Consider the following 8,478-nt stretch of genomic DNA (forward strand, 5'->3'; position numbering starts at 1 on the left):
CCTCTGCCTCCTTAAGCACGGTGATGATTTGGCTGTCCGAAAATCTCGATTTCTTCATTTTGTAGAACTCCCTCTATCCGAGAAAATTCTACTTCTGCACACCCCTATTTTCCGGGGGGATTACCGTTCCCGGTGATCGTTACGAGCATACCGGCATGCTTTGTATGGTCACTGTCCTTAAGTGCATAGAGTTAATTGTTTTGCAACAACTCTTAGTGAAAACTTGGATATTCAATATATTTATGAATCAAATTTGCAATTGTTGGTGTCTTTATTGACGCATAAAAAGGCACTGGAACAGAATGAAAGAAGTTAGAAAAATTAGTTATTAATGTTGCTTGTGCAAGGTGGATTGATTTGGGCTTGGTTCGGAAAGAAGTTTTAGAACATCAGTCGCACAGTGTAATTGGAAGAGTTGTTCTAAGGCATCCCAGATCATTTTTCTATTTTTCGATCATAGTGGCGACGTTAATTGTTGCCATCATCTTCCTAATCTTATTCAAGGACTTTACGAGAAAGATTAAGGCTACTGGTGTTCTGGTACCAGACACAGGCTTAGTTAGGATTTTTCCTCAACAAGCAGGCCGGGTAGTCATCCGATATGTGAAGGAAGGTGAACAGGTTAAAGCAGGTCAAGCCCTGTTCTCACTGTCTGCGGAAAGACATACGCAGTTGGGCTCTACTGCCGCTATGGCGGTCATGTCGATCACGGCACGGCGGGAAAGTCTGAGGAATGAGCTACGTTCTCAAGCTGAGCTTTACCAGAAAGAAGTCAGCACACAGAAACAGCGCCTAACTGATCTATCCGAACAACTCGCACAGCTAAAAACAGAGATTACCGGCCAACGCTCACGGGTAGCGCTAGCAGAGGCAACGTACAAGCGGTACCAGGAGCTTGCAAAGTCTAACTTTGCACCTGAATTGCAGGTTCAGCAGCGGGCTGATGAACTCTTAGCGCAGCAAGGTCGCCTTGCCTCACTGCAACGAAATGTCGGTGAGCTTGAAAGCCTAATTACAGCTACCCAAGCAGAAGTCATTGCACTCCCGCTTCGTGAAGTAAGTAAGCGCTCGACTTTGGAACGAAGCATTTCCGCATTGGAAGCTGAAGCCGCGGAGTATGAGGCTCGACGAGAACTCATCATAACCGCACCTACTGATGGGGTAGTGACTTCGATACAGGCCGAACCAGGCCAATTTGTTACAACCGAAAATGGTTTGGCGTCGATTATTCCGGCTGGCTCAAAGCTAGTGGCGCACTTCTATGCTCCTTCAAGCGCTATCGGATTTGTACGCCCTGGACAAGCCGTGCAATTACGTTACAAGGCGTTCCCTTACCAAAAATTTGGCCAACATGATGGACTGGTTACAGAAGTGTCTCGCAGTGCGGTAGTAACCAAGTCCCAAGCCATAGGTGAAGCTCACTACAGAATTACCGTAGTACCACGACAACAACGCATTACTGTCTACGGGAATGCAGAGTCATTGGTACCTGATATGCAGGTTGAAGCCGATATTTTGGTCGATAAGCGACTTATCATTGAATGGATGCTAGAGCCTCTATTCTCAATAAAAGGAAAACTAAGCTAGTTAGCCCATCAAAATAAATAACTCATTATTGCTAATTACCGGTGAATTCTAGATATTTTATTTTTCACTCACTATTATATTGCGATAAATTTAAGCATATCATTAAATAAATCAATAACAGGCAATAAAAATTCAACCTACGGCATAAAACTATTCAAATGTCCATAATGTAAACCACCAGATGCGTGGTTAAAAACTTAGGTATTAATATTTGGCTTCGCATATATGTGGCGAACATTAAATTAATCTAATACTAGCTTCCACCTTTATAAATAAGAACTAAGCTTCCCCGAGGATTCAGGCATGTCTGTAAAGCTATTATCACGCTTATTGGCGGTAGTATTTTTCCCATTTTCAATTGCAAATGCAGCCACCATTGGTGACGATCCTGTCATTACGGTTGAAAAAGAAAATTACTATTACAAGGTAGAGGTGGATGGTAACTACACTGATGTTTCTGAATTTCAGTATCTCTTGAATGAAGAGAGAGCCACTAAAGATAATGGGCAAGAGTACATTTATTTAAACAAGCAATTAGATAAGCTGGTCTCAATCGAAGCCTATACCATTAAAGCTGATGGTAGAAAAATTAAGGTAAAAGAAGAAAATATCAAAACTCAATCCGACCCGGTATCGGGAAATGCACCAAAGTTCAACGACATCGAATACAAGGTGGTGGTGTTCCCAGACTTAGCCGTTGGTGATCGAACCTACATCAAGTATTCACGCAAACGGCAACCCATGTTTCCGGGGTATTTTAATATCATGAATGCCCCTGGTTTCAATCCTTATAAAGAATCGATTGTTACCTACGACTTGCCTGAAAGCATGACGCTAAAGTCATTGGCTAGAGGGTACAACCCCGTTCCTGTTAAAACGGCAACAGGCAGAAAAGTCTATGAATGGCGTTATGGTCTAACCCCCAAAAATCGTGTGGAAGCGGATGCCGTTTCTTACTTGGACTATGGCGACCAGGTACAAGTCAGCACGTTTAAAGACTACGCCGAGCTAGCACAAGCCTATGAAAAAAACGCAGATGGCAAAGCGAAACCGAACCAGCAAATCCGTGACCTAGCGATAGCGTTAACGAAGAACACCAAAAGCGACCGGGAGAAGGCACTCATTCTGTCTGCCTGGGTACGGAAGAATATTCGCTATGTGGCGCTCTATCTTGGACGCGGCGGCGTTGTGCCACATTCAGCCGACGAAGTATTGAGCAACCGTTACGGCGACTGCAAGGACCACACAACCCTGCTGGAAGCAATGCTGGCGGCTGTAGATATAGAAAGCACGACTGCACTAATCAACAGCGGTGACCGGTATACGCTGCCAGAGGTGCCGCTTACCTCTGCATTCAATCATGCGATTACCTATGTTCCATCGTTGGAAATGTACACCGATACAACGACCCCTCAAATCGGGGCGGGTTATTTACCTCCCTCGTTATTAGGTAAGCCGGTGCTGCTGACCAAAACAGGGAAACTGTCTCAAACCCCAGTTACGCAACTTGGTGAAGCAGTTACGCAATTTAGTTATGTGATTCAAGCAGATGGCGTTGTAAGTCTTGATGCTACACAAACGCTCTATGGCTGGGGCGCAGAGTTTAATCGCTACCAGCTAAACAATATGCCTAAAGAGTACGAAACCACCTTGGTTACCCGACTACTTGCTAGGAATAATTTAAGGGGCGAAGGAGTCATTGCACTTGGTAAAGAGCAAGAAAACCCGGATCAGCAAAGTGTGCTTTGGAATAGCAAGATTGATAACTATATCAATCTAACAGGGACAGCTGGCGTTCCAATAGTAAGTAGTTTAGCTGGCGGGCTAACTGATGTGATTACCTACTATGGGCTTGAAAAGACTAGAACCCAACCCTTTAAGTGTGGCGCTTCCAAAGTAACAGAAGAAACCACCTATACAATTCCTGCGAATGCAAAAGTTATTAGCATTCCCAAAGGCATTGCATTGGAAGATACTTTTTTCAAGTATTCTTCAAGCTATCAAAAGACAGACGAGGGCTTTAAAGCTCTCAGGCACCTAGAGGCAAAGTCATTGGGTTCAGCGGTTTGTAGTGTTGAAGACTTCAAGGCAATGCAAAACGTATTAAATCAAATCATGCGTGACTTGAAAAGTCAGGTAATCGTAGAGGGCTAAGCCATTTAACGAATCATTCTTGTGGTTTGCAATTTAATTTTACATGTCCTCGAATCAGTAAAAGCTATTTCTTATTCGGCGGATTTTTGTAACACCACAGGAATTGAACTTGAAGCAAACATCAAAAAAGTGAAAGGATCAAGTATATATGCGCAAAATTCTGCATATAGATACATTTGCTCTTTGCATCGTGTATTTATCTTGTATGTCCTCTTTCTTTTATGTTAAGTGGGACGTACTTCGCCAATCAGCGGATACAGCAACGCTCTTAGTCGGAATTAGCGCCTTTTTAGTTATTACTCTTGGACTGGCGCTTATTTGGATTGCAAAGAATACAGACGAAAATGGAAAACTTAGAATTAAGTTTTTCCGATAAAGCCGCAGTGTAGGCCGGTGTAATTAATAGTCTACTTCACAATTCCAACTTTATTATAAGTGGGAAACTTCGAGGAGTTCAAATGAGAGTATTAAATGAGTTGGAAGTTATGGCCATTGCAGGCTCTGAAGGGAGAACAGCATCTGAAGCTACAGGTGTTGGTGGTGCTTTAGGCGCAGCTGTTGGTGTAAGTAGGGCTTCTTCTGCTGGTGCTTCATGGACCGGTCGAGCGCTTGCAGGGACCGTCGGAGGCATGGCTGGTGCAGGTCTTACGTCGGCAGCTTTTCTGGGCTGGGATATCGGTACTGCAATTAATGACAAGTACGGGAAAGAAATTGGCGATTTCATTTGGGAAAGCACTCAAGGCATTAGCGGAAGCAGTGGCGGAAACAGCGGTGGTACCTTCACTGTAAGTGGTGGGCATGGAAATAAAGGCACCAAAAAATGGCAGGACCTTGAGACCTAATTTTTAGATCTCAAGTCAGTCTTTTTCTCACATGTACTCCAGTGTGATTTATTAAGCTTTGCCTAGGTTGAAAAATGAGAAGTCTGCTTGAAAATGAAGTAGCAGTTGTTTCCGGTGGTAAGCACTCGACGTTAAGCGCTGACTATGCAGCAAAAATGTCAATTTTCTTTAGTCCGGGTGTTAGCAGAGCTGAACACAGCCAATACGCTGAAGAAAAATATGATTTGAGATTAGGTTATTCCTTAATGCCTAACGCCTAGTAGTACGAAGGTACACCATCGGTGTACCTTTTGCATTTTATCAAGATAAATATATAGCAATGTGGATGTGCAATAAGAATTGCAATAATTTGATATGTCTCAATTGAATTTCCGCTTTAGTAAAAGCCTTCCCATCCTCCTGCAATCGGAAGCATCGGAATGTGGTCTGACCTCGCTGGCCATGGTTGCTAACTATCATGGGCACCACACAGACCTGCTTACACTTCGTCGTCGGTTTACGTTGTCGCTGAAGGGTGCAACGCTCTCCCAAGTCATCCAGTTCGCTAACCAGCTGCACTTGGCAGGCCGGCCACTCCGGTTGGAGCTGGAAGAACTATCGCATCTGCAGACGCCGTGCATACTGCACTGGAATCTGAATCACTTTGTGGTTCTTAAAAGTGTCAGCCCTAAATGGGTGGAAATCCACGATCCGGCGTTTGGCTATCGCAAACTACGGTATGAAGAAGTCAGCAAACATTTCACAGGCGTTGCGCTTGAACTATCTCCGACGCCTGAATTTGAAAAGAAGACCGAAGTTAAACCGCTAAGCCTGAGAAAGCTTGTGGGTCAGGTCGTTGGTATGCGGCGGGCAATAGTTCAAGTGCTCGTCCTTTCCCTTGGCTTGGAAGTGCTGGCCGTTCTTGCCCCTTTCTTCCAGCAATGGGTTATCGATGATGTCATCGTCTCGGAAGACCGGGACCTCATGCAGGTATTGGCTATCGGCTTTTTCCTGCTGATGTTGATACAAATGGCGATCCAGACATTTCGTGAATGGGTCGTCATCTATTTCTCAACAACGCTAAGCCTGCAATGGGTTTCTGGCTTGTTTACCCAGCTTACCCGTTTACCAATGCGGTATTTTGAGACTCGCCATATGGGCGATGTCCTATCGCGTTTTGGCTCTATCCAAGCCATACAGAGTGTACTGACCGCAACCGCCTTAAGCGCACTACTTGATGGCCTCATGGCAGTTGTCGCGCTGGGCATGATGCTGCTCTATAGCGTCAAGCTGGCGATGATCAGTTTTGCAGCGCTTGCGATATACGTACTGGTTCGCTGGATATCCTATGCACCGTTTAAAACGGCCAATGAGGAACAGATTGTTCACTCAGCGAAGGAAAAAAGCCATTTCCTAGAGTCGGTACGGGGTATCCAGACGATTAAGCTGTTTAACCGGGAAGATGAGCGACGCTCCCAATGGTTGAACTTGGTGGTAAACACGACCAATAGAGGGCTAGCCACGCAAAGGCTCGGGGTAATCTTTCATACGGCCAATGGCTTAGTGTTTGGCATCGAAAGTATCTTGGTGACTTACTTCGGTGCATTGATGGTGATGGACAACCAATTCACCGTTGGGATGATCTTCGCGTATGGCGCTTACAAGACCCAATTCAGCGGGCGCGTAGGTAGCTTGGTTGATTTGTTCTTTCAAATACGCATGCTGCGCGTTCATTGCGACCGATTGGCTGACATTGTTTTAACTGAACCAGAACCACACCATGCAAGTGGTTTGGTTACCAGGATCAATACACCCAGCATTGAATTGCGAAATGTCCGGTTTAGATATGCTGATACCGAACCCTGGGTATTAGATGGCGTGAATCTCCACATCCATGCAAGTGAATCCGTTGCCATTGTTGGCGCTTCGGGTTGCGGTAAGACGACACTACTAAAAGTGCTGCTTGGTCTTGTTCAGCCTACTGAGGGTGAGGTATTGGTTGGTGGCGTGCCCCTTAAGGGCCTTGGCTTACATGCCTACCGAGAAATGATTGCTGCCGTAATGCAGGACGATCAACTTTTTGCAGGCTCAGTCGTTGAGAATATCGCCTTCTTTAGCAATACCACCGATTTCGAACGAATTGAATTCGCAGCAAAGCTAGCTGCCATCCATGAAGATATCCTAGCCATGCCTATGGGCTATCGCACTTTGATTGGGGATATGGGTGCTGCGCTATCTGGTGGCCAAAAGCAACGACTCCTTCTTGCACGTGCCATTTACAAACAGCCACAGATTTTGTTTTTGGATGAAGCAACCAGCCACCTGGACATTTCCAGGGAGCGCCAAGTTAATGAGGCAATCCGTAGTCTGCAGCTAACCCGGATAATCATTGCGCACAGGCCCGAAACCATCGCCATGTCGCAACGTGTGGTTCGTATCGAACAAGGGCGGGTAAAACAAGATTTCGCCCAGGTTCCCACGCATTCCCATACTGAATTGGTGACCAGTTAATGCATAACCTGTTCAAACGTAGTACCCAAGCGCTTGTTGCTAACTTAAAGTAGTCGCTAACCCATCATTGCAATTCGAAATTAGCTGTCTATATTTTCAGTCCCTAACAGTAAAACCAACTCGCTTTCAGCGCACTTACGGTGCGCTTTCTTTTTGAGATAGCATATTCGAGCCTCGCATATGCTGGCTTGGGTAACAAAATAGAAAGGGGTATTACCCCTGAGAGATACACTTTGTTGTCCTATCCACGCCTATAGGTCCGTCAGTTGTCAAAATGTGACAAAGGCATCATTACTATGGCTGATATCGCTGTAGCGGTAGGACGGGTATCTGCTGACGATACCCAGGCAAACCCGTGGAGGCTGGACGCTGTACCGGTACTTGCGCAAAGTCGCCCTTACCTGCGAGTGCAGCCAATTGCTGCGGATCTTCGCCAGCTGCTGGCATGCCTCCCGGTCCAGCAAGTGGAATGGTACCGGCTGCCGGATTCTTCATATTCACCACTGCCGGCGTCTTCACCACACCCATGCCATCCGGTGTCGGCGTTTCGAAGTTCACGATCTTGTAGTCGGGAGATTGAATGTCCAAGCCACCGTTCAAGGCGAGGTAACTGGCGTAGAGCTGTCTGCCTTTCTCTCCGACTCGTTCTTCCGGGCTGAGCCGGTTGTACTGGCCAGCCAGATCGCGTTGCTTTTGGATCGCTTGGCGACGGTCATTGAATTCGGTCTGTGACATGCTCAAGCGTGCACCATCGAGTGCCAGCGCTTTGCGTTTGATGTCCTTTTCAAAGTCGAAGGACTTTCGCTGCAGGTCCATCTGCTGGTTAGCGCGGTGGTTGGACTGCCAGGCGCTGTAAGCCATGGCTGCCGCTTCCGGTCCCTGCATCTGGCCGAACAGGTACATCACCTGGTCGGCAGGCAGTTGGTGCTCATCGATGAGCTTGCCGTCCCGCATACGCTTGACCACAGCCCCACCGTCCTGCTGACGCGTCACTTGGTATTTCAGGTTGTCGTGGATGTCGTTATCAAGGAAGTTAGCCAATACGGACGTATCGCCTTGCTGGTAGGCATCGTATGCCTTACGGGCACGCAAGCTATGCTCCGTGACATAGCGTTGACCTGCCATATTGCGGATTTTCTCAGCCTCCTCGATTTTGCCGTGGGTCTCGAACACCATGGCGCGGTCTTCCAGGGCAGCAAGCTGGTCTTCCAGCGATACCGTTGCCTTACGTGGTTTGGCATCAGGAATACGAGCTTTGGCGCTACCGTCGGCGTTCTGCGGTAATCCCCCCATTTTTAAGGGGAGTCAGAAGTAGCGCTATGCGACCATGGCCAGCCGCTGTATTGGGGTAATACCGCCCAAGGCCATGTTAGGGCGTTCGTGATTGTAGAACCAGATCCAATCC

General features: G+C 46.7%; 6 protein-coding genes. 5 read left to right on the top strand and 1 reads right to left on the bottom strand.

Going from position 1 to position 8,478, the window contains the following annotated elements:
* Positions 1–363 precede the first annotated feature (363 nt).
* The 5 genes from ACUHMQ_RS19475 to ACUHMQ_RS19495 all read left to right on the top strand — a co-directional run bounded on the left by ACUHMQ_RS19475 (position 364) and on the right by ACUHMQ_RS19495 (position 7,073).
* Entirely contained in the window at positions 364–1,587 is a 1,224-nt protein-coding gene (locus ACUHMQ_RS19475) for an HlyD family secretion protein (RefSeq protein ID WP_445297121.1), read from the top strand.
* Between the two features lie 303 nt (positions 1,588–1,890).
* Positions 1,891–3,741 (top strand): DUF3857 domain-containing transglutaminase family protein, encoded by a 1,851-nt coding sequence (locus ACUHMQ_RS19480; RefSeq protein ID WP_445297122.1) that lies wholly within the window; start codon positions 1,891–1,893, stop codon positions 3,739–3,741.
* A gap of 458 nt (positions 3,742–4,199) precedes the next feature.
* Positions 4,200–4,583: a hypothetical protein gene (locus ACUHMQ_RS19485; RefSeq protein ID WP_445297123.1), complete on the top strand. Its 384-nt coding sequence runs from the start codon at positions 4,200–4,202 to the stop codon at positions 4,581–4,583.
* A gap of 74 nt (positions 4,584–4,657) precedes the next feature.
* The gene (locus ACUHMQ_RS19490) at positions 4,658–4,843 is read left to right on the top strand and encodes a hypothetical protein (RefSeq protein WP_445297124.1); all 186 of its coding nucleotides are present in this window, start codon (positions 4,658–4,660) and stop codon (positions 4,841–4,843) included.
* Positions 4,844–4,937: 94 nt separating this feature from the next.
* Complete coding sequence (locus ACUHMQ_RS19495) at positions 4,938–7,073, top strand: peptidase domain-containing ABC transporter (RefSeq protein WP_445297125.1); 2,136 nt, start codon at positions 4,938–4,940, stop codon at positions 7,071–7,073.
* A gap of 294 nt (positions 7,074–7,367) precedes the next feature.
* Here the strand turns inward: ACUHMQ_RS19495 and ACUHMQ_RS19500 are convergent, their stop codons facing one another.
* Positions 7,368–8,366, bottom strand: coding sequence for a hypothetical protein (locus ACUHMQ_RS19500; protein WP_445297126.1), 999 nt, complete (start codon positions 8,364–8,366; stop codon positions 7,368–7,370).
* Positions 8,367–8,478 lie beyond the last annotated feature (112 nt).

This window comes from Chitinimonas violaceus, from assembly GCF_052601015.1.

Coding starts and splice junctions, on each gene's coding strand:
- ACUHMQ_RS19485 (WP_445297123.1), top strand. CDS start 4,200: ATGAGAGTATTAAATGAGTTGGAAGTTATGGCCATTGCAGGCTCTGAA.
- ACUHMQ_RS19500 (WP_445297126.1), bottom strand. CDS start 8,366: ATGGGGGGATTACCGCAGAACGCCGACGGTAGCGCCAAAGCTCGTATT.
- ACUHMQ_RS19480 (WP_445297122.1), top strand. CDS start 1,891: ATGTCTGTAAAGCTATTATCACGCTTATTGGCGGTAGTATTTTTCCCA.
- ACUHMQ_RS19490 (WP_445297124.1), top strand. CDS start 4,658: ATGAGAAGTCTGCTTGAAAATGAAGTAGCAGTTGTTTCCGGTGGTAAG.
- ACUHMQ_RS19495 (WP_445297125.1), top strand. CDS start 4,938: ATGTCTCAATTGAATTTCCGCTTTAGTAAAAGCCTTCCCATCCTCCTG.